Annotated in this window: 20 protein-coding genes; 18 read left to right on the top strand and 2 right to left on the bottom strand. The window is 37.3% G+C overall.

All coding sequences use genetic code 11. The annotated features are described in order from the left end of the window. Positions 1-70 precede the first annotated feature (70 nt). From ACM26V_RS21475 to ACM26V_RS21485, 3 genes are read left to right on the top strand one after another with little or no spacing between them, the layout of a single operon-like run. The gene (locus tag ACM26V_RS21475; RefSeq protein WP_416148809.1) at positions 71-1,084 is read left to right on the top strand and encodes a FecCD family ABC transporter permease; all 1,014 of its coding nucleotides are present in this window, start codon (positions 71-73) and stop codon (positions 1,082-1,084) included. Continuing rightward, on the top strand, positions 1,081-2,124 hold the full coding sequence (locus ACM26V_RS21480) for a FecCD family ABC transporter permease (RefSeq protein WP_416148810.1): 1,044 nt from the start codon (positions 1,081-1,083) through the stop codon (positions 2,122-2,124). Before ACM26V_RS21475 ends, ACM26V_RS21480 begins: the two co-directional genes overlap by 4 nt. Positions 2,125-2,141: 17 nt before the next feature. After that, positions 2,142-2,966 (top strand): ABC transporter ATP-binding protein, encoded by an 825-nt coding sequence (locus ACM26V_RS21485; RefSeq protein ID WP_416148811.1) that lies wholly within the window; start codon positions 2,142-2,144, stop codon positions 2,964-2,966. 98 nt (positions 2,967-3,064) lie between these two features. Here the strand turns inward: ACM26V_RS21485 and ACM26V_RS21490 are convergent, their stop codons facing one another. Continuing rightward, positions 3,065-4,075 (bottom strand): ABC transporter substrate-binding protein, encoded by a 1,011-nt coding sequence (locus ACM26V_RS21490; protein ID WP_416148812.1) that lies wholly within the window; start codon positions 4,073-4,075, stop codon positions 3,065-3,067. A gap of 230 nt (positions 4,076-4,305) precedes the next feature. On the opposite strand from ACM26V_RS21490, the gene ACM26V_RS21495 reads away from it, so the two are divergent. The 10 genes from ACM26V_RS21495 to ACM26V_RS21540 all read left to right on the top strand — a co-directional run bounded on the left by ACM26V_RS21495 (position 4,306) and on the right by ACM26V_RS21540 (position 14,400). After that, on the top strand, positions 4,306-6,309 hold the full coding sequence (locus tag ACM26V_RS21495) for an AraC family transcriptional regulator (protein ID WP_416148813.1): 2,004 nt from the start codon (positions 4,306-4,308) through the stop codon (positions 6,307-6,309). A 273-nt stretch (positions 6,310-6,582) separates the two neighbouring features. Further along, positions 6,583-7,569: a FecCD family ABC transporter permease gene (locus ACM26V_RS21500; RefSeq protein WP_416151941.1), complete on the top strand. Its 987-nt coding sequence runs from the start codon at positions 6,583-6,585 to the stop codon at positions 7,567-7,569. Next, positions 7,569-8,588, top strand: a complete 1,020-nt coding sequence (locus tag ACM26V_RS21505; protein ID WP_416148814.1) for a FecCD family ABC transporter permease — start codon at positions 7,569-7,571, stop codon at positions 8,586-8,588. Before ACM26V_RS21500 ends, ACM26V_RS21505 begins: the two co-directional genes overlap by 1 nt. 78 nt (positions 8,589-8,666) lie before the next feature. Further along, positions 8,667-9,251: a nitroreductase gene (locus ACM26V_RS21510; RefSeq protein WP_416148815.1), complete on the top strand. Its 585-nt coding sequence runs from the start codon at positions 8,667-8,669 to the stop codon at positions 9,249-9,251. 304 nt (positions 9,252-9,555) lie between these two features. Then, positions 9,556-10,497, top strand: coding sequence for a heme o synthase (gene cyoE / locus ACM26V_RS21515; RefSeq protein ID WP_416148816.1), 942 nt, complete (start codon positions 9,556-9,558; stop codon positions 10,495-10,497). A gap of 322 nt (positions 10,498-10,819) precedes the next feature. Beyond that, a complete protein-coding gene (locus ACM26V_RS21520; protein ID WP_416148817.1) occupies positions 10,820-10,972 on the top strand; it encodes a hypothetical protein in 153 nt (50 codons plus the stop codon). Positions 10,973-10,984: 12 nt separating this feature from the next. Further along, entirely contained in the window at positions 10,985-11,452 is a 468-nt protein-coding gene (locus ACM26V_RS21525) for a cytochrome c oxidase subunit II (RefSeq protein ID WP_416148818.1), read from the top strand. Between the two features lie 13 nt (positions 11,453-11,465). Continuing rightward, positions 11,466-13,145, top strand: coding sequence for a cbb3-type cytochrome c oxidase subunit I (locus ACM26V_RS21530; protein WP_416148819.1), 1,680 nt, complete (start codon positions 11,466-11,468; stop codon positions 13,143-13,145). Between the two features lie 58 nt (positions 13,146-13,203). Then, positions 13,204-13,836 (top strand): SCO family protein, encoded by a 633-nt coding sequence (locus ACM26V_RS21535; RefSeq protein ID WP_416148820.1) that lies wholly within the window; start codon positions 13,204-13,206, stop codon positions 13,834-13,836. 3 nt (positions 13,837-13,839) lie between these two features. After that, positions 13,840-14,400: a hypothetical protein gene (locus ACM26V_RS21540; RefSeq protein WP_416148821.1), complete on the top strand. Its 561-nt coding sequence runs from the start codon at positions 13,840-13,842 to the stop codon at positions 14,398-14,400. 120 nt (positions 14,401-14,520) lie between these two features. Here ACM26V_RS21540 and ACM26V_RS21545 read toward each other — a convergent pair whose 3' ends face one another. Then, a complete protein-coding gene (locus tag ACM26V_RS21545; RefSeq protein ID WP_416148822.1) occupies positions 14,521-15,363 on the bottom strand; it encodes an NAD-dependent epimerase/dehydratase family protein in 843 nt (280 codons plus the stop codon). Between the two features lie 169 nt (positions 15,364-15,532). On the opposite strand from ACM26V_RS21545, the gene ACM26V_RS21550 reads away from it, so the two are divergent. The 5 genes from ACM26V_RS21550 to ilvA all read left to right on the top strand — a co-directional run bounded on the left by ACM26V_RS21550 (position 15,533) and on the right by ilvA (position 20,272). After that, positions 15,533-15,871, top strand: a complete 339-nt coding sequence (locus tag ACM26V_RS21550) for a winged helix-turn-helix transcriptional regulator (RefSeq protein WP_416148823.1) — start codon at positions 15,533-15,535, stop codon at positions 15,869-15,871. A gap of 72 nt (positions 15,872-15,943) precedes the next feature. Further along, positions 15,944-16,111 (top strand): hypothetical protein, encoded by a 168-nt coding sequence (locus tag ACM26V_RS21555; RefSeq protein ID WP_416148824.1) that lies wholly within the window; start codon positions 15,944-15,946, stop codon positions 16,109-16,111. 308 nt (positions 16,112-16,419) lie between these two features. After that, positions 16,420-18,420 carry a PAS domain S-box protein gene (locus ACM26V_RS21560; protein ID WP_416148825.1) on the top strand — a complete coding sequence of 667 codons (2,001 nt, stop codon included), beginning with the start codon at positions 16,420-16,422 and terminating at the stop codon, positions 18,418-18,420. Positions 18,421-18,425: 5 nt separating this feature from the next. Continuing rightward, positions 18,426-18,839, top strand: coding sequence for a DUF3052 domain-containing protein (locus ACM26V_RS21565; protein ID WP_416148826.1), 414 nt, complete (start codon positions 18,426-18,428; stop codon positions 18,837-18,839). Positions 18,840-19,063: 224 nt separating this feature from the next. Then, the gene (gene ilvA / locus ACM26V_RS21570) at positions 19,064-20,272 is read left to right on the top strand and encodes a threonine ammonia-lyase (protein ID WP_416148827.1); all 1,209 of its coding nucleotides are present in this window, start codon (positions 19,064-19,066) and stop codon (positions 20,270-20,272) included. Positions 20,273-20,416: the final 144 nt, after the last annotated feature.

Consider the following 20,416-nt stretch of genomic DNA (forward strand, 5'->3'; position numbering starts at 1 on the left):
CACTTTAATCGGTAGAAAAAATTGTAGTAGTTGACTTTGAAACCACCTATAGTGATGGAAGTGTAATGATATGAGTAGATATTTAGTAACTAGTAGGATGAAAATATTTGTATTAGCTGGTCTGTGTTTAATACTTGTTGTTGCATTCATTTCGAGTATTATCGTCGGGCAAACACCGATTTCTATGGGACAAGCTGTAGGCTCATTTTTGAATTACAACGAATCGGTCACGGAACATGTAGTCGTCCGAAATGATCGTCTCCCAAGGGTTGTGATTGGTGCAGTCATTGGGGCATGTCTAGCTATTTCTGGGGCGCTGATGCAAGCATTGACAAGAAACCCTCTTGCTTCGCCAAGTATATTTGGTATAAATACAGGGGCGATTTTTTTCGTCGTAGTAGGTGTTGTATTTTTCTCGATTTCTTCTTTACAACATTTAATGTGGTTCGCTTTTTTAGGAGCAACAATTGCTGCGTTGCTTGTTTATTTTCTAGGTTCATTAGGTAGAGATGGATTGACTCCGATTAAAATTGTCTTGGCAGGAGCCGCAATCAGCGCTTTGTTTCAGTCGTATACTCAAGCAATTCTTGTCATGAATGAAGCAGGCCTACAAGACGTCTTATTTTGGCTTGCAGGGTCTATCAGTGGAAGAACGTTAGACATGTTGCTCCCGGTGTTACCTTTTATGATTGGTTCAGTAATTGTCGTGTTATTCATGGGCAGGGCGATAAACTTGTTAATAACTGGAGACGATATTGCTAAAGGAATGGGACAAAAAGTATGGTTAGTAAAAGTGACAATGGGTGTCATTGTCGTGTTATTAGCAGGGAGTTCTGTTGCTGTTGTTGGATCTGTAGGATTTATCGGTCTGGTTATTCCGCATATTGCAAGAGCGTTTACCGGAAATGACTATCGCTGGTTACTTCCTTTCGCTGCAATTCTTGGAGCAGTATTATTGTTAATGGCAGATGTGGTCGCACGATTACTAATCATGCCCCAAGAAGTACCTATTGGAGTTATGACAGCGATAATTGGCGCCCCTTTCTTTATTTATATTGCGAAACGTGGGGTGACTAAACTGTGAAAAAATACATTACGTGGCGACACCCGAAAGAATTTGTATCATTTCAAATAGAGACAAAATCTTTTTTACTTCTTATATTATTAAGCGTATGTCTTTTACTAGCCTTAATTATTGGACCTAGTTTGGGGAATAAGTTACTTAGTCCATTAGAAGTAGTTAGGACGATTGCAGGAATAAGTGCAGGGGGAAATGAGTTTATCGTCATGAATTCAAGGTTGCCTCGGACACTTGTTTCAATACTTACTGGTGCAGCATTAGGGCTGTCAGGACTTATTCTTCAAGGGGTTATTCGAAACCCACTTGCAGCACCGGATATTATAGGTGTTACTGGAGGAGCTTCACTAGCTGCGGTAGGTTTTATTACTTATTTATCAGGTACGATAAGTATCTCTTTTTTACCGATAGCTGCTGTTAGTGGGGGGATTATTGTTTCAGTTTTTATTTATCTTATGTCATGGAAAAATGGTGTGACACCGATTCGACTTATTTTAATAGGTATTGGTGTTTCTGCTTTGATGAGTGCTGGGACGACTTTTATGCTCGTATTAAGTCCGTCATCATCAGCTGGTCAGGCTTATCTCTGGTTGACAGGTAGCGTATATGGCGCTTCTTGGGAGAATGTTTATACGATAGCCATGGTTATTATCGTAATAACACCCTTTGTATTACTCTTCTCGAGAAGTCTTAATGCGCAACAATTTGGTGATGGTGTGGCATCGGGACTTGGTGTGAAGGTAGAGTTCCATAGAATGGCGTTACTTCTTTTCAGCGTTATATTAGCTGGAGTTGCTGTATCAGTTGCAGGAGCAATAGGATTTGTTGGACTGATTGCTCCTCATATTGCTCGTGCCTTAATCGGAAGGCAATTCGCCAGTTTGATTTTAGCTTCTACTTTAGTCGGGGGATTACTTGTGTTTTTTGCTGATTTGATAGCACGAACTGTTTTTTATCCGATTGATATTCCAGCTGGTGTGTTTACTGCGGGAATTGGCGCCCCGTTTTTTCTTTACTTATTATTTAAAAATCGGAATCAATTTTGAAATGGGAGGTTAGGGATATGATTAGTTTACAAGCCTCTGATTTAACATTTGGTTATGATGAACAACCAATTATTGAAAATCTAAATTTAAAGATCCCAAAGGGAGAAATAACCGTCTTTATAGGTGCAAATGGCTGTGGAAAATCGACACTGTTAAGAACTTTGGCTCGATTGCTGAAGCCAGATAATGGTACGGTATTTTTGGAAAATGAAAAAATAGCTTTGCTACGGACGAAAGAAATTTCGAAAAAAATGTCGATCCTCCCACAAGGAGCTTCTACTCCAGAGGGGTTGACAGTTGAACAATTAGTCAAACAAGGAAGATATCCCCATCAAAGTTGGTTAAAGCAGTGGTCGACTGAAGATGAACGCATGGTTCAAGATGCGTTGGCATCGACTAATATGACCGAATTTAGTGATCGTTCTGTTGATTCATTATCAGGCGGCCAAAGACAGCGAGCGTGGATCGCGATGACACTTGCGCAAGGAACAGAGACGCTATTATTAGATGAACCAACGACCTACCTTGATTTGGCTCATCAGATAGAAGTCCTTGATTTACTATTCGATTTAAACGAAAAAGAGGAAAGAACTATTGTTATGGTTTTACATGATATTAATTTAGCTTGTAGGTATGCACATTATATTGTCGCTCTGCAAAACAAAACGATATTTGCTCACGGGAGACCAGAAGATATTATTACAACAGAAACGTTGTGGGAAGTTTTTCAAATGGAATGTCAAATTATGACGGATCCAATATTTGGTACACCTCTCTGCATACCTTTTGGAAAAGGAAGAAAAATCACCGGAAAAGATAATGCCATTATGTCTGTTAAGTGAATCAAAAACTTCGTCTAAATAGTGGTAAACATTTTACAGAAAAAAGGTGTCCTAAAAGTTCAAGAAAGAACTGTAGGACACCTTTTTTAATAAGTTAATTATTCAACCACACTGTCTAATACATGATCAATAATTTGTTCATTTGCAACTGGACCATTATATAACCAGCTTGAGGTCGATTCGAACTCATATACGTGATTATTTTTTACCGCAGGTATGTTTTGCCATAGAGGGTCTTCTAATAATTCAAGGCCATCTTCTTGATTGCTATTTATTAAAAAGATGTGCTCAGTTTCAAGTTCGGCGAGTTCTTCTAAAGAAATAGGCGACCAGTCTGCTGTAGCAGTTTTTGAAATTTCTTTTACAACTTCTGGAGATGAAAGCCCAAGATCACCATATAAAACAGCACCACTGGACAACCCTTCACTTACTACAAAAAATTGATCGCCAGTTAGCCAAATTGCAGCAACAGGATCTTCTCCAATCGCATTCTTTATTTTTTCTTGAGATTCTTCTGCTTTTTTATCATAATTTTCTAAAACTTGATCTGCTTTATCAGTTAGATTTAGAACTTCTGCGATTTCTGTTAAATTTTCACGCCAATTTTCACTATTTTCTGTAGCCACAACGTAAGTCGGAGCAATCTTGGCGTATTGCTCGTATTTACCGTCGCTTACCGTATCACCAGAACCGACAATATGTAAGTCTGGATTAAAACTAGTGACCGCTTCAAATGGAAGGTCAAAAGGAATTGTTTCAACACCATTAAGATCTTCTTGCAAGTAGCCTTGAATCCCTGCACCTTCTGATATTGACCATTGCGCAACAGGTGTGACGTCAAGTGCGACTAAATAATCTTCCAAATAAGAAGCAATAATTCGTTCTGGGTTTGCAGGAATAACGACATCGTTTCCAAGTGAATCAGTTAACGTTTGCTCTTCGGACCTTTCATCTGCCTCAGCTGTGTTTTCATTATTTGAATTAACTTCAGTACTTGAATTTCCTTCATTATTTGAATTATCTTCATTATTTTCTCCACACCCTGTAAGTGCTAAAGACAGTGCTAGTAAACTAACACCTAGTAAACTTTTGTTGAATAAATGATCCATAATAACTTTCCTCCTTGAATAAAATAAGTACTTTGCACAAAAACAATGATAACGATTATCATTGTCAATGGCAAGAGTTATTTTAGTTTATAGGAAATAAAATGAATGAAGATAGTATTAATTATAAATATTTATTGAGTAGGAATAGTAAATAGGATACAATTATGTGATAATGAGAATCATTTTCAAACAAACGGGTGTAAGTAGAAGAGCTTGAGGGGCGAGTTAGCGTGCAGGAAGAATTCAATTTGGAAGAGCAAATGTTGCTTTGGTATGAAGCGAATATGAACGTGTTGGATGTTAGGCGAGAGACTATTAGACGTGGTGATGCCCTTTGTGAATATCGATTGCCAGCGAGTGCTTTTATCTACTTTTTTCGCGGTAAAACGAACGTATCGATAAATGAGAGAGCATCTTCTACGAGAGGGACACATATTTTACATGGGGGAAAAGGTGCCTTATTAAATATTGTCCCCCAAAGTAATGTGGTAGAGTTATATTTGATTTTCTACAAAGGCATTATGCCTGCGACGAGTAGTTTGAGAATAAAGACATTGTTCAAAAAACATAAGCCATTTGACTCACCGTATAACGTGGCTATTGATGAGGGGGCATTAAGCTTTTTCGATATTGTAAAAGAAATGGATCACGTTTGGCAATCCGAAGATTCGATTAAAAAATTTCATGTCAAAACATTATTCCTTCAATTTATTTCTTGCTTTTTTAAAGTAGTCCAAGATCAAAAACAAATACAAAAGAACAAAGATCCTGTGACAAAGGCTATTCGTTATATTCATGACAATTATGCAGAAGTCATTTCATTGGAGTCATTGGCAAAAAGCATAAACTATAGTCCATCTCATTTGTCACTGTTGTTTAAAGACCAAACAGGGAGTAGTCCAATTGATTATTTAATTCGTGAAAGACTAAATAAAGCTGCGAATTTTCTTGTAGAAACGGATGCAAAGGTTCATGAGATTGCTGTTAAGGTCGGGTATAAGGATGCGCATTATTTTAGTAGGCTTTTTAAAAAGAACAAAGGAGTAACACCGGCCCAATATAGGAAAGAAAATCGGAGACAATCAGATGATTCTCTTGGTTATGTAAGAGGATTGTCCATTGATCCTAGAGAAGCGAAAAGTTATATTGATAATGATTATCATTATCAATATAACTTTTGGGGGACAGTAGACATGAATACTTATTCAAACTTAATTAGATTTAATTTCATTCTTTGTATGGCACTATTTATAAGTGGTTGCTCAGGTGGTGCGAATAATATGCAAGAGAATGAAGATGCCAGTATAGACGTAGCGGAAAATGCTGCTTCGGAAGATACTAGTGAAAAAGTGGCAGAACATAGATTTGGAGAAACGGTAATTCCTAAAGACCCAGAGCGAATTGTCTCACTAGGATTGGAAGATATGACGTTGGCATTAGATGTACCTCTTGTTTATGCGACGCTCCATGGTGAAAATCATTACTTGGAGGCGAAGCTTCATGAAAAGGGTGTGGAAACAGATGTTGTTGGAGGAGGACAAGTGAATAATGAAGCTGTTCTTGCAGCAGATCCAGATTTAATTATTATCAGTGACGGGCCGTCAACGGACGAGTCAGTATACGAAGAATTAACAAAAATCGCTCCAACAATCCTGTTAAATCGGGAAAATTGGCGAGAAGAGATAGTTAGACTGGGTGAATTGTTAAATATGGAAGATTTGGCAGAAGCAAAGGTTGAGTCGTTTCATGAACAATTAGATAAAGCGGAAACGACAATTACGGATGTGGTAGGTGAAAATGCGACCGTTGCTTTTATTAGACTGAGCGAAAATATGGCGTACCTTTGGTTCCCATTTCCAGAAGATTCTTATGACAAGGGGTATGTTGGCTTAATCTATGACAGTCTTGGTTTTAAACCAGATCCATTCATTCTTGAGATGATGGAAGAAAACCCGGATGAACATTGGGGTGTTCAATTGTCTCTTGAAATGTTGCCAGAAATAAAAGCTGATTATATTTTCGTGACTGCCGGAGCATCAGGTGGAACAGCTGAAGATTACGAGGAGAGTTGGGGACAACTTGCTGAAATAGAAGAGTTGCAAGTTTGGCAGTCTATTCCAGCTGTTCAAGAAGGAAATGTGTATCAAGTATCAGCTAAAAACTGGATGCTGGCAGGCCCTTATGCTGATGAAAGCAAAATCAATGATGTCATTCAAGCAGTAACAAATGAATAATCATCATCCAGTTGTTATGTTAAAACACAATTCTCTACAAAATCTCTTTCACTTATCCATGCCAAAAAGAAAAATTTAGTCTATAATGAAAACGAGAGTCATTCTCAACTATTGAGGGTGACTCCTTATAAGTGTCCTATCATGTAATTGATATTTCATTTTAAAATATCAATAAAATTATTAACTGAATGATGTAAAGGGATGAAAAATATGGCATTAAACGAACAAGAATCATCACTCGATGAAGAAAATAAAAAAATTACATCACGCCCTATGATGGCTACAATTATTCTTTTTGGAGGGCTGATCGCACTTCTACTTGGGGGCGCAGCATCGATAACTTTTGGGGCTGCTGATATTAATTTTAAAACAGTATGGACAGGTGTTTTTCAATTTGATCCAGATCTAACAGCTCATCAAATCATTCAGGAACTGCGAATGCCAAGAGTTATTGCCGCTGCATTAGTTGGAGCTTTTTTAGCTGTTTCTGGAGCAATAATGCAAGGTATGACAAGAAATCCTCTTGCTTCCCCTTCCATTATGGGTGTAACAGCTGGTTCAGCATTCATGATCGCCATCGCGTTTGCTTTTTTTCCGGCTACTTCATATATGGGCTTAATGATTTGGTCATTTGTTGGAGCGGGTTTAGGAGTCGGACTTGTATTTACAATTGGGAGTTTATCTAGAGGTGGGTTAACGCCTGTCAAATTAGCTTTAGCTGGAGTCGCGGTTACTGCTTTACTGCAGTCAATTTCGACGACGATTGCGATTCATTTCAACGTCGCCCAAGACATTACTTTTTGGTACGCTGGTGGTGTGGCTGGAACAAGGTGGACGATGATTCAATTAATGATTCCTGTTGCAGTTGTTGGGTTGATACTTGCAATGTTGCTTGCCCGTTCGATTACGTTACTCAGTTTAGGTGACGATATTGCGAAAGGATTAGGACAACGGACTGCGATTGTTAAGATAATCGGTACCATTGTCGTTTTACTACTCACTGGTGCAGCAGTTTCTGTAGCGGGAACAATTGGATTTATTGGGCTTGTGATACCACATATTACTAGATTTTTAGTAGGTGTTGATTATCGATGGATTATTCCTTGTGCAGCCGTATTAGGAGCTTTGTTACTTGTTTTAGCTGATCTTGGAGCACGAATGATAAATCCACCATTTGAAACCCCAGTTGGAGCAATCACTGCTATGATCGGGGTTCCATTTTTCCTCTATCTTGCTAGACGAGAAGGGAGAGGATTTTAATGGAGACGACCAAAAAGACTCAAAAAAGCCCATCAGTAGTAATGATAGGTCTGCTAGTATTAATAATAATTATATTTTTTCTGAGCCTTAATCTTGGATATATACAAATTGCCCCTCTAGATGTTATTAGGACATTAATTGGGAGTGGAACAGAGCAAGACCAGCTTGTATTATTTGACTTCCGCTTGCCGCGGATGGTGATAGCTTTATTAATAGGAGCAGGATTAGGAATTTCAGGTGCGATATTACAAGGTGTATCGCAAAATGGTTTAGCTGATCCAGGAATTTTAGGGATTAACGCGGGAGCCGGCTTTGCTGTTGTGCTTTTTATTTACTTTTTCCAAGGATCAATGTCTTCTCTTGGTACCTTGTCAATATTTGTCATGCCGATTTCCGCATTAATTGGTGGGGTATTTGCCGCTTTTCTTATCTATACACTTGCGTGGAAGAACGGTGTGACACCTGTCAGGCTGATTTTAGTAGGGATCGGGGTTAATGCTGCCTTTGGAGCGGGTTTGATTATTTTTCAATTGAAAATGAACCCAAATGATTTCATGCAAGCAACGATTTGGCTTTCAGGAAGCATTTGGGGGGCGAATTGGAAGTTTGTTTTGACAGTTCTACCATGGATTCTTATTCTCATACCTTTTACGGTTTACAAGGCTAGGAATTTAAATATCTTGAACTTAGGTGATGAAATGGCAACAGGATTAGGGATAGCCGTGGAGAGAGAAAGAAGAATCTTGCTGCTTACTTCCGTTGCCTTAGCCGGAGCATGTGTAGCTGTTGGAGGTGGAATCTCTTTTTTGGGATTGGTAGCTCCTCATTTAGCAAGAAGATTAGTTGGATCAAAGCATCAAGTAATGCTTCCAGTAACCGCGTTGATCGGGGGATTGTTATTACTTCTTGCTGATATGATCGGACGTAATCTTCTCGCACCATCAGAAATACCAGTAGGGTTGGTTGTTTCAGCATTAGGAGCGCCATACTTTATTTACTTATTAATCAAAGTGAAGTGAAAAAGAATGGGAAAGATTATGGTCTTATTCACTAAAACTACCGGTAGCAAATACATTTTGAAAAGGTGGAGTAAATAGATGACTTATGAGACAGAATCTATGAAAGAAGTATCGAGTATTGCAAAAACTATTAGAGAACGTCGAACAATACGAGAGTTCAAATCAGATCCAGTTTCTGTTGAAGCTATTACAGACATTTTAAATGATGCAGTGTGGGCACCAAACCATGGATTTAGAGAGCCTTGGAGATTTATTTTATTTCAGGGTGAAGCAAAGGAACAATTTATTGAAGCCGTAAGTGAGGCGTCAACTGCTGAGCAAATAAAAAAATGGGGTGAAATGAAAGCTCAGTATTATAGGAATGTGCCGATTCATTTAGTCGTTGTCATGAAAGAAGACCCTAGACAAAAGCAGTGGGAAGAGGATTTTTCAGCAACTTCAGCATTAATCCAAAATTTTCAATTACTAGCATGGGAAAAAAATATCGGAGTAGTATGGAAAACAAACGGTTATAACTTTGATCCACGTTTCCACAAGGCAATAGGAATAGAGCCTGGTGAAAAAATAGTTGGTACGCTTCATGTTGGTTACTTTGATAAGAAACCTAAGGCAAAACCAAGGACAGATATTGAAAAAAAATTAACAATTGTACCTGAACTTTAAAATACTTATGAAGAGTTATTGTTGGAGATTTAAAGAAGACTGAAACCTGATTTAATGATTTGAAATTAAGGTGAAGGCATATAACTTCTATATAAAACTAAAACTATTAAGCGCTATGGGAGCATATCACTCCTCTAGCGTTTTTATTAGTTCATTTTTTGTTTGGTAAGTGATGTCATATGTTTAACTGACAAAGGTAAGTTCTTCTTGGGGCTATTTCCTAAAAAAAATGATATAGTATATATGGTGAATTATAATAAATGATAATTTTAATATATATTCTTTCTTAGGGAGGGAGTTTTATATGATGGTTGATGAAATCCCTTCTTTACAAAACGAAGGGGATCTCGCGTCGATAAATGAACAAAAATCGAAGAGCTTGATAACGGATATAAAAACACTTTTAAAACTGCCTGTGCTGATGGCAAATGTCCTACCGGTTTTTACTGGATTTTGGTTAGCCCTTTATTATACAAATACGAGTTTCATTGCTAATATAGGACTGTTTTTCCTCGTATTACTTGGAAGTACGTTTGTTATGGGTGGTGCACTAGTCATAAACAATTGGTACGACGTAGATATTGATAGAATCATGGAAAGAACAAAGAAACGTCCGACGGTCACTGGAAGTATGTCTCTTCAACTTGTTTTGACAATGGGGATATCGCTTACGATTGTTGGTTTTGTCTTGTTATTTTTCACGTCGATCGAAGCTTCTATTTATGCATTTATTGGATGGTTCACTTACGTTTTTCTTTATACGATGTGGGCTAAACGAAGATACGCATTTAATACTGTTATAGGTAGTGTTTCAGGGGCAGTGACACCGTTGATTGGTTGGGCTGTAATTGACTCTGCATTTCATATCGTACCGATAATCTTAGCTGTTATCATTTTCATATGGCAAATGCCACATACTTTTGCAATTGCGATGAGAAAGTATGAGGAATATCGTGCGGCTAAAGTGGCAATGCTTCCAGTCGTTCGTGGGTTCAGAGTGACAAAATGGCAATCCTTTCTCTATGTGGCGTGCTTGATACCTTTACCGTTTTTTCTAACGTCGTTAGGAATGGTCTTTATCATAGTAGCGACAGTTCTAAATGTTTTATGGTTAGTGATGAGTGTGTATGGATTTTTCACGAAAGATGATAAGTTATGGGCGAAAAACATGTTCATTTATTCCGTTGGTTATCTTACGTTACTATTTGTGACGATGGTGATTGGCACATTACCTTCGTTTAGTTAGCTTTAAAGAATTAGGTGATTCATAAATTATAAAAACTTGGCTTGTCGCCAAGCCCTTCATGGCGAAAGCCTTAGTTAATCTTCAACATTCTTAAAGTATAAAATAGTATTTAAAGAAAGCTACTCCAAAAGTTTGCAAGCAAATTGTAAACCTAAACGGGGTAGCTTTTTTTGTTTACCTGCCCGGGCTGTTTATTCCTGTTTTAAAAATTTTAGTGACTTTCAACACAAATATTTTTGGTTTGTGTGATGCAGCTCACTTCGTCGATAATCTTTCTCAACTAAGCTAGAAGTAAGAAAAAACAAGAAGGAGGCTGATTTCGATGGAGAGTACACAAGTAAAAAAAGAAGAAAAAGGGCTTGAAGATCATAAATATGGAGCGTCAGTTGGTACGTGGGTATCTTTAGGTATTCTTGGCGCAGTTATCTTAGCAACATTCATTCTCATGTTTTCAATTTATTTTGCTAGATTATAAGGGGGATTAGAGATGAAAATGCATCTTGATGAAAAAATATGGCTGATCTTGAGTTTTGGGATGATTATGGGCATGATGCTTTTTACTGGTTATCAAACATTTGTATTAGGTATGGGACCACCTAGTCACATGGAAACAATTGATCCACAGCAAGTCGATGAAACAGCACCATTTAATGAGCCAGGCATTACACAAGTTGGAGAAGATGAATACGAAGTTATTATGACATTAGAATTATTTAGTTTTAACCCTGGGGATATTGAAATACCAGCAGGGTCTACCGTTCATTTCACGATGACCTCTAAAGATGTTACACACGGGTTTCAAGTAACGGGAACAAATCTAAATGCAATGGTTATGCCAGGGCACATTCAAAAAATTAGTCAAACATTTAATGAACCAGGTGAATATTTAGTGCTATGTAATGAATATTGCGGGGTTGGTCATCAACATATGTCTACTACGATAACTGTTAATTAAGGGGGGGACCACATTGGAAACAGTAAACAAATTATCATTTAAAGAAAAAGCAAATCATGCATTTGGAATAAGTCCAGAAGACGCGGTATTATCAAAATCATATCTATTCGTATCATTCGTAGCATTACTAGTTGGTGGTGTATTAGGGTTAATACAAGGGTTAAACCGAGCAGGTTTATTTGAATTACCATCATGGCTTAATTATTATCAAGTATTAACGGCTCATGGAATCCTTCTCATTTTAGTGTTTACAGCATTTTTTACGATTGGTTACTTCTATGCGGTACTTTCACATACTCTAGGTGGACTACTTCCTAAGGTAAGAAAGATGGCGTGGATCGGTTTTGGACTAAAAATATTTGGATTCGTATTAGCAGTAATTCCAATCATTATGAATGAAGCATCTGTGATGTTTACATTTTATCCACCATTAGCAGCTCATCCTGTATTTTATTTCGGATTAGTTTTCATTGTCGTAGGTGTATGGATGTGTGCATTCGGGGCATTTATTCAAGTGGCAAACTGGAGGAAAAAGAACAAAGGAGAACACGTTCCGATTCTTTCCTATTTTGCTACAGGTGTCTTTGTACTATTATTTTTTGGTAGTGTTCCAGTTGCCATAGAAGTTTTCACTATTATTCCTTGGGCACTTGGATGGGTGGATACAATCAATGTCATGGTTTCTAGAACGCTCTTTTGGGCTTTTGGGCACACGCTCGTAAATATTTGGTATTTAACAGCCGTGTCAGCATGGTATGTCGTTGTTCCAAAAGTTATTGGTGGAAGACGATTTAGTGACACATTAACCCGTCTCGTTATTATCATGCTCGTTGTTCTTAACATTCCTGGAGGATTTCATCACCAAATTATAGACCCTGGAATTACAGAATCAGTTAAATTTTTACACGTATTTATGAGTTTAGCAATTGGATTTCCTTCACTCATGACTGCTTATGCGATGTTCTCTGTTTTTGAGAAGACAGCTAAGAAAAAAGGTGGAAGAGGAATATTCGGATGGTTTAAAAAACTACCATGGGGTGATGTTCGCTTCTTAGCTCCGATGATCGCAATGATTGCTTTTATACCAGGTGGAGCCGGAGGGATCGTGCAAAGCACAAACCAATTAAATCAAGTAGCTCATAATACGATGTGGGTTGTTGGTCATTTTCACTTAACGCTTGGAACAACGGCTGTTCTAACTTTCTTCGGAATCAGTTACTGGTTAGTTCCTTATCTATCAAAACGCGTGTTGACACCTGCAATCAATAAACTCGGAGTAATTCAAACGATGTTTTGGACAGCAGGAATGATATTTATGGCAGGAGCTATGCATTGGGTGGGACTTTTAGGATCGCCACGAAGGACTTCCTATACAACGTATTCTGATAATGCAACAGCTTTAAGTTGGGACCCATATTTGTTTTTCCTAGCCATCGGCGGAACGTTATTAATGATTGGTATTATCATTCAAGTTTATGCTGTAATGCATCTTATGTTCTTTGCGCCAAAGGGAAAAACTGAGTTTCCGATTGCTCAAGTAGAAGATAATGCAACGAAAACTCCTTATTGGACAGAACGTTGGGGAGTTATTATCGTAATAATGTTACTCGTCATTGCTATGGGTTACGTGATTCCGTTAGTTGAAATGATCGTCAATGCACCACCAGGATCGCCACCATACAGTCCTTGGTAAAAATAGGGGGTGCTGCCCTTAATATGAAACAGAAGATAGTGCATAGGAAGTGATCAGTATGATCCAAAAACGACAAACATCATTCGCTTGTTTACTCGTATTATTATTTGGTTTTGCCTTGTTCTATGTTGGGACAGATGGATTCAAAGCATATACGGCTGAAACTGCAAGAGTATATCATCTTTTGGATGAAAAACCTGCATTACCTGATGTGATACTGGAAGATAGTAAGGCGCGAGAATATCCAATTTCAATATTAGAAGATAAATATATATTTATTACGTTTATGTATACAGCTTGTGTGGATGAGTGTCCGTTATTAGAAATGAATATGGGGAGAGTTTATGATCAGATCCCACCTGAACATATAGGAGAAGATATCATTTTTTTAAGTATTAGTTTTGATCCAGAGCGAGATGCCCCCGAGACTTTGGATCATTACAAAAATCATTTCCATGCTGATGGAGATACATGGAGAATGGCAAGAATTAATGATCAAACGGAGTTAGATTCATTATTAGACACGTATGGTGTGACAGTAATTCCTGATGGAGAAGGAGATTTTGCACATAATTCAGCATTTTATTTAGTTGATAAACAAGGTCGTCTCAGCGATATTATGGATTTTACAGAAGTAGATGAAGCTGTCGAAAGAGTAAATGCTGTTCTATCGAATCTGAAGGAGGAATAAGTGATGAATCAATTTACTTTTGGATTACTATTGCTAATTTTCTTAGCCCTCCCTCCGGTTGCTTATTTATTGGAATCTATCATGATTGTTCATATGCATATGCAAATGCCATTGTTAGTGATTGCTGGGTTTCTAATGGCTCGTTTATTTCAAGACAAATTTCCGAAGTTTTTTGTTAATTGGAATCTAAATGGCATTCCAGGTATTTTACTATTCTCAATTATTATGATCTATTGGATGATTCCACGAGCGATGGATGATGCATTGACTTATCAAACAGTAGAAATATTTAAATATATTAGTCTCCCATTTTTAGCTGGGGTTCCTTTAAGAGATAGTTGGCAAAAAATAAATTTACAGATGAAAAATGCCGTCATTATTATTTTTACAATTATTTTCTTTGTGATGGGATGGCTATATATTAAATGGCCAGAGCAACTATGTAATAATTATTTGATCATTGAGCAAGTCACTCTAGGATGGGGATTTCTAACAATGGCAGTCTGTATGGTGATTTATTTGATATACGACACATTTGTAGACCGAACTGCGTATGAAGGATAGCCTGTAAGAGGAGCGGCCTTGTGCAGTATAAAAAAAGGAGAAAAAAACCAAAAAAGACCTCATCACTACATAGGTGAGGTCCTTTTCGTTTTGAAAATACCATTTTTTGATGCGGCGACCCTAGACGTTATCTCGCCAAAAATGAACTGGTTTCCATCCAAGTAATTTTTTAGCTTTTTTATTACAAAGAAGTGACTCATACCCCGTTAAGTCCGAACGGAAATCTGTTACATTTGGAAATTGCTCGGACATTAACTGTCTGCTCTTGATATCCATACTCGTATCATCAGCTGCTAAATTAAGCTCCACAGCTCCAAGACCGTCTTTTTCAATCGCTAGGCGGCAGGCAGTTCCGGCATCTCTAGTGTCAATGTAGCTCCAAAGAATGCGATCTCTTTCAGCTGAATTATGAATAAATCCTGGGAAATTACTGTACATCTCAGGAGAAATGACATTTCCTAATCTCAATGAGACAACTTGCATGTCCGATTTCCGATGGAACATCTTAGCTGTTTCTTCATTAATAATTTTTGATAACCCATAAGCATCCTCAGGAAGTTGTGGGTGATCTTCGTCTATCGGCACATATTTAGGGTCAAAGCGTTCTGGGGCAAAACAAATTCCATAAGACGATTCACTAGAAGCTAACACAACTTTCTTAATACCTAATCCTGAAGCCGCTTCCAAAATATTATATGTAGACATAACATTGTTTTGGAATGTCACTTCGTTTGCATGAGAATAAGCAACGGGAATAGCGGCTAAATGAACAACTGCATCGGCCTCTTGCAATAATCCATAAACTTCGCCTAAATTTTTCAAATCGATAATTTTAGTCTGACATAATGGATCTTGAGGTTTTTTAACATCGCCATTCACTACTTCATATCCTTGCTCTACAAATTCTTTCACTACCCATTTTCCAAGAAGGCCACTACCACCTGTTACGACTACTTTCTTCATCTAAGCACCATCCTTCAAATTATTTTTTATTATATTTATAGTTGTTACTTGAAATTATAAGCGATATCGTCACATACTTAAAGGAGTGACAATGTTTATATAAAGTAACCTTATGTATACTTACTAACTTTATTATAGAAGAATGCAAAGAAAGAACGGAGGTCAACAGATGGAAAATTCAGATGAAATAAATCAGCAAGTATTGGATAAAGAAGTTGAATGCTCCATTGAAAAGGCACTGGATATCATCGGAGGTAAATGGTCATTCTTAGTTATGAAAGAATTATTTGATGAAAAAAAACGATTTGGAGAATTGAAAAAAGCACTTCAAGGCGTTAGTTCCAAAGCGCTGACCGATACATTGAGACATCTTGAAAAGAACGAAATTATTATTCGAACTGTCTTCCCAACTGTACCAGTAACCGTTGAGTATACATTGACGGAAAAAGGGAAGGATTTTCATAAGATACTCAAAGAAATGAAGCTTTGGGGAGCAAAATGGACTTAATTTAATAGGTATAAGACATGGAGTATTCCACAAACTAAGGCATACCGAGCAGGTTAGGAGGCCAACAAACAAGTGGATAACAATAGAAAGAAATCGAATCGTCAATTCAAGGAAAATAAGAATCATGGAGAGCATCGTAACGGACGGTTAAGTCAATTTAAAAATCACAATGAAAATAGTGACGAAACACCGAACGAATATACCAATCAAAAATCTGATGAACGAACAGAATATGAATGACTTTGAAACCACCCATGAATTCTAATCTAAAGAGTTCATGGGTGGTTTTAATTTAGTGGATATATTACAAAAATAACTTCAAATCTATTAGAAAAACTTGGCTTGTCGCCAAGGCTTCATGCCGAAAGTCTAAGTTTATCTTATATTTTAATCCTTTGATGAAGTTAAACATTCTTATAGTATAAATAATTGGCGAGAAAACCTGACTTTTTAGATTTTTTCCTTTTCTATTTATAGTAGTAGTGTGATAATGATAGAAGCAGAGAATTAGTCGTGAAAGTGCATTATAAATTAAAGAGGTGAGCCGCTTGTTTCAATCTTTATTTTACGGAAGTAATGGTGAGTTTCAAACATTTATTGACAGTATGACAGATGCTATTTATGTGATGGAAGTTGAAGTTGATTGTTTTAGATATGTTAGTGTGAATAAAGAAGGAATAGAACTTGCAGGCATCACAAAGGAAATAATAGGTAAAAAAATTGATGATGTTGTTCCAAAAGTTAAATCTGATATATTAATTTCACATTATCGGAAGGTATTGAAACAAAAAGAGTCTTTGAGATTTGAGTTTGAAAGTCGACCTGGTAAGTATGAAGAGTCTATTTTGACGCCGATTATGAACGACAATAATGATATCGTTTTTATTGTTACGATAACGAGGGATATCACACATAGAAAAGTGGCCGAGATGGAGAAAGAGAAAAAGGAGAAAGAGTATGCCTCCCTTATTGAATTAAATTCAGATGGGATATACACGCTCGACAACCAAGGAAATGTACGTGATGTTAATGATGCTCTAGTCAAGTTAACTGGCTATTCGAAAGCTGAATTAAAAAGTGGCTCATTATATACAAAATTATATGGACAATATGCAGATGAGATTGATCGTAAAACTTCAGAAGGTGAATCACATGAGTTTGAACTTCAATTGACAACAAAACAAGGGGAATTGCTTGATTGTACCGTGAAAAAAGTACCGATGGTCGTTGACGATAAAATGGCAGGCGTATACGGTGTTATTAAGAACATTTCTAGAGAAAAGAAAATGATGAAAGCAATAAAGAATAGCGAAGAGCGTTACAGCAAGTTGATAGAAGAGTCGCCCGACGCGATGATGATTTATTGTGATGGGGTTGTCAAATTTGCCAATCGTGCAGCGGCAAAGTTATTTGGTGCGCCGAGTCGAGAAGTGTTTGACGGCAAATCGGTTTATGATTTCTTTCCATTAGTTAACCGTGCTGCGGTTAAAAATGAAATAGATCAATTGTATGCAATTAATCCAATCCAGCGACTTACGGAGGCTAGAATTATTACACTTGATGGCACGGAGAAGTACATAGAGGTATCAAGCGTGAAGACTGATTATAAAGGGATGCCTGGGGTCCACTCGATTATGAGAGATATTTCGGTCCGGAAAAAAATGGAGGAAGCGGTAGTAAAAAGTGAAGAAAGGTACCGTCTTATTGCTGAAAATTCGCGAGACTTGATTCAATTGGTAACACCTTCTGGAAAATTGGCGTATGTGTCGCCTTCACATCCTAGAGTCCTTGGATATCATGTGGATGAGTTGAGAGGCAATAACATTGAAAAGATTGTTCAAGAAGAAGATATTAGTCGGTTTAAGGAAGAATTGGATCTCGTCATCAAAACGAAACTTCACCGCTCCATTGAAGTGAAAGTAAATCATTACAACAAACAGTGGATATGGGTTCATGTTGATCTTATACCAATTAAGGATGACGAGGATGAAATAATAAATGTCCTTTTCGTTGGTGAAGATATTACGAAACGAAAAGATTATGAAGCGAAAATTCATCATTTAGCATATCACGATGCTTTAACAGGTCTTCCTAATCGAATAAACATGGACAATCATATTGAAGAGGCGATAAAACTTAAGAAAGAAAAGACGAAGCACTTTGCTGTAATGTTTTTAGATTGCGATAATTTTAAAAGGATCAATGATCAATGGGGACATGATGCCGGAGATGAATTTCTGAAGGATTTGGCAAATCGTCTTACAAACTGTGTACGTGAAAAGGACGTCGTTAGTCGGATTGGTGGCGATGAATTTACCATCCTGATTAAAGATATAGATAATCAAGAGCTTGTAACAATAATAGTTGAACGAATTATTCAGTGCATGGAGAACCCTTATACTTATCAAAAAGATAATTTTTTGGTGACGTTAAGTGTTGGCATTGTTACAAGCTATGGAGAAGACGACAAAAAATCACTATTAAAAAAAGCGGACCAAGCGTTATACACAGCAAAACATAAGGGGAAAAATATGTACTGTTGGGGATGAAATCGATGAATCCAATATTGAAAAAGATGCAAATTAAAGAGCCTCAGATAACTTCTGTCATAAACCATCCTGAAGAATTTACTGAAACGTTAGAAGATTTACGTCGCTATACAAAAGTAGAATTGGCGCCTGTCTCAACTTCTATTTATGATTGTATCATTGTATTTGTGAAAAGTGAAAATGATATCGCTAGTCACTGTGCTTTCATTCAAAATCAACTAGCGGAAAATGGGCTACTTTGGTTCGTTTACCCAAAAAAAACTTCTAAAAAGTATAAAGTAGAGATTAACCGTGATTATGGGTGGTCCTCTATTCAGGAGTGTGGATATGAAGGGGTTAGGCAAGTGGCAATAGATGAGGATTGGTCAGCTCTTCGTTTCAGACATGTCGACTATATTTCAGTGAAAAAGAAAAAGTAAATTCAAGATACATTGCTCTCCTTCAGAAACATTCTTTCGTCTCTCACCCTAAACGTTTTTGAATGAATACCATTATAGTGGAGATAGTATGAACATGGAATAAAAAGTTAAATTAATCAAAGCTAATTTGGAGAATAATCTGTCGTTGATCGCCTAGGGATGAGCGGGGCGATTTTTTTGTGTGAACACCTAATTACGGTAGATAACGAAAGGTGGAATGAAGTATGATTCACTATGAAGATATTCTAAAAGCACGAGAGCATATGAGAGAAGTGATTCATGAAACACCATTAGATTATTCGAGTTTGTTTAGTGATTTATCTAATAACGATGTGTATTTAAAACTAGAAAATTTACAAAAGACAGGCTCCTTTAAAGTCAGAGGAGCATATAATAAAATTTCTTCTTTGAGTGGAGAAGAAAGAAAAAACGGAGTCATTGCTGCATCTGCTGGAAATCATGCACAAGGGGTTGCTTATGCCTGTCGAATGTTACATATTCCATGTACGATTATCATGCCACAAGGTGCTCCCTTGAGTAAGGTTGAAGCAACGAGAGGTTATGGGGCGACAGTCGAATTAAATGGAGATAGTTTTGATGATGCACTTGCTTATGTGTTGGAGCTTCAAAAGCAGACAGGAGCAGCGTTTATCCATGCCTTTGATGATGACGCGGTGATTACGGGGCAAGGGACAATGGGACTAGAAATTCTTGATCAACTTCCAGATGTCGATGCAGTTGTTTGTCCAATTGGTGGTGGTGGGTTGATGGCGGGTACGCTTAAAGCAATTAAAACAACTCATCCCCATGTTAAAGTATATGGCGTGCAAGCTAGCGCTTGTACGAGTATGCGTCAATCGATTGAAAAGAAAGTTCCCACATTGATAGAATCAATACCAACAATGGCAGATGGGATTGCCGTAAAAAAACCGGGGAAGAAAACTTATGACATTATTGAGAAATACGTTGATGGTCTTTTTGAAGTTGATGAAAAGGAAATGGCAAGGACAATGATGTTACTCCTTGAAAGAAGCAAACAACTCGTTGAAGGATCTGGTGCCGCAGCATTAGCGGCATTAATGTATAAAAAAATTCCGTTGGAGAATAAAAAGGTTGCTGTGATATTGAGTGGTGGAAATGTCGATGTGTCGTTTATTTCCAAAATTATAGAACATGGATTAATGGAATCAGGTCGTTACCTCACATTAAAAACACTCATTCAAGATAAGCCAGGAAGGCTTCAAGATATTTTGGAAATTGTCGCAAAGTTGCAAGCAAATGTTGTTAATATTCACCAACAACGAGTTGGAGTAAAAGTGTTCCCTGGTCAGACCCAATTACAAATGTCCTTGGAGACGAAAGACCGCGAACATATTAAAGAGGTTATAAAAGAATTGCAAAAATCAGGGTATGAAATAACCGAGTTTTTCTAGAAAGCTGCAACAGAAATTGGTTTAGCAATCAAATAAGAAATATAGAAAGCCGAAGATTATTTACTTCGGCTTTCTTTCTTCCAACTTCAAGTGTGGAATATCGTAAGAGGTGTCTAGCACTAGCCTATACGGACTTGCAATAAT

The sequence above is a fragment of the Salipaludibacillus sp. HK11 genome (assembly GCF_047795645.1).
Lineage (GTDB): Bacteria > Bacillota > Bacilli > Bacillales > Salisediminibacteriaceae > Salipaludibacillus.